This window comes from Actinomycetospora sp. (assembly GCF_036497585.1).
In the GTDB taxonomy this organism is placed as follows: domain Bacteria; phylum Actinomycetota; class Actinomycetes; order Mycobacteriales; family Pseudonocardiaceae; genus Actinomycetospora.
Genome location: NZ_DASXJD010000233.1, coordinates 1 through 2,029, shown reverse-complemented (window position 1 = coordinate 2,029; position 2,029 = coordinate 1). Strand labels below are relative to the sequence as shown.

Sequence of the window (2,029 nt, the reverse complement as noted above, 5' to 3'; positions counted from 1 at the left end):
GGTGTCGGGTTCCCGCGTGGTCTCGTCGGGGTCGAACGGTAGCTGGATCCGGTCGCTGCGCGTGTAGATGTTCATGGAGCCGTCGCGGATGAACCCGGCCAGGGTGAGGCCGCACTCCTCGGCGAGCTCGACCGCGAGTGACGATGGCGCCGAGACGGCTCCGAGCACCGGAACGCCTGCCATGACGGCCTTCTGGACCAGCTCGAACGACGTGCGCCCGGAGACCGCGAGAACGCAGCCGCGGGCCGGCACCCGGCCCTGGAGCAGCGCCCACCCGAGGACCTTGTCCACCGCGTTGTGCCGCCCGACGTCCTCCCGGACGACGAGCAGGTCGCCGTCGGCGGTGAACAGACCGGCCGCGTGCAGCCCACCGGTGCGGTCGAACACCTGCTGGCGCCGGCGGAGCTCGTCGGGCAGGGCGGCGAGCACATCCACCGGGACGCGCACGGGGTCGGCGTCGGGAGCGTGCTGCGACCGCAGGCGCACGGCGTCCAGGGACGCCTTCCCGCACACCCCGCACGAGGACGTGGTGTAAAAGTTGCGTTCCACGCCCGGATCCGGGGCGGGGACGCCCGGCGCGAGGCCGATGTCGAGCACGTTGTAGGTGTTGCGACCCTCGGCGTCGCGGGAGTCGCAGTAGCGCGCGTCGCGGATGTCGGCGCTGGTCCCGATCACGCCCTCGGTGAGCAGGAAGCCGTGGGCGAGCTCCACGTCGTGCCCCGGCGTGCGCATGGTGACGGCCAGGGCTCGACCGTCGACCCGCAGCTCCAGCGGCTCCTCGACGGCGATCGAGTCCGGCCGCCGGGTGGCGCCGTTGGGAGTGACGCGCAGGACGGCGCGGCGTGCGATCAGACGCCCCATGGACGGGCTCCAGGGTCGAGGGACAGCAGGCGCGCGGCGATCGCCGCGGCAGGTCCGGGGTCGACGACCGCGAGGGCGTCGGCGAGAGCAGCCCCGCGCAGCATGGCGGAGCCGGCGTGGCCCACCGGCTCCGCGCCGTACGGGCCGACGCGCACCGGGACCAGCCGGGTGCTCGTGGAGTGCCGGGCGAAGCCACCCGGAAGGGGTGCCGCCACCAGCGCCGGCAGCGGCTCGCCGCGCAGCCCGGTGATGGCGGGGACGGCGAGGGTCAGGAAGGCGACGAGCGCGGCGAACGGATTGCCGGGCAACCCCACCACCAGGCGGCCGTCGCGCAGGCGGGCGAGCGCCTGCGGGTGCCCGGGACGGCAGGCCACGCCGTCGACGAGGAGGTCGGCGTCGAGCGTGGCCAGCACGGGGCGCAAGTGGTCGGCGGGGCCGGCGGCCGAGGAACCGGAGACCAGCACGAGGTCGGCGTCGGCGGTGGCGAGCGCGTCGAGGAGCAGGGAGCGGGAGTCGGGCAGCCGCACGGTGGGCGCCGCCAGCGCGCCGGCCCGGGCCAGGAGGCCGGGGAGCATCGGGCCGATGGCGTCGCGCACCCGGCCCGCTCGGGGCGGACCGTCGGTGACCAGCTCGTCCCCGGTGACCAGCGCCGCGACAAGCGGGCACGGACGCACCGGCAGCCGGTCGAGGCCGAGCGTGGCGACGAGTCCGAGCACAGCGGGGTGGACGACGGTGCCCGCCGGCAGCAGCACCTCGCCCGCCGTGCACTCCTCGCCGATGCGGCGCACGTGCTTCCCCGCGGTGACCGCGCCGCTGACCCGATGACCGTCGACGACGGCGTCCTCGTCGGGCAGCACGGCGGTGGTGCCCGGTGGCAGGGCCGCCCCGGTGACCACCGCGCACGCCTGGCCGTCGGCGAGGCGCACGGGCGCCGTGGCGGCGACGCCGACAGAGCCCACCAGCGTCCACGGTGCCTCGCCGCGTACCGCGTAGCCGTCCATCGCCGAGCGGTGTACGGGCGGCACATTCGACGGAGCCACCACGGGAGCGGCCAGCACGGCGCCGTCCGCGTCGGCGATCGGGACCGACCGCACGGGCAGCGGGAGCGCGGCCGCGTGCGCGCGCTCCCGGGCGCCGTCCCAGGTGAGGGACGTCGTCGGCGGAGCGA

2 protein-coding genes are annotated in these 2,029 nt (G+C 76.2%); both read right to left on the bottom strand.

What is annotated here, in order from left to right:
• The coding region (gene fdhD / locus VGH76_RS24630; RefSeq protein ID WP_331559394.1) for a formate dehydrogenase accessory sulfurtransferase FdhD at positions 1-861 on the bottom strand (861 nt) is incomplete at its 3' end.
• The coding region (locus VGH76_RS24625; RefSeq protein WP_331559393.1) for a molybdopterin molybdotransferase MoeA at positions 849-2,029 on the bottom strand (1,181 nt) is incomplete at its 5' end. The genes VGH76_RS24625 and fdhD, both read right to left, overlap by 13 nt.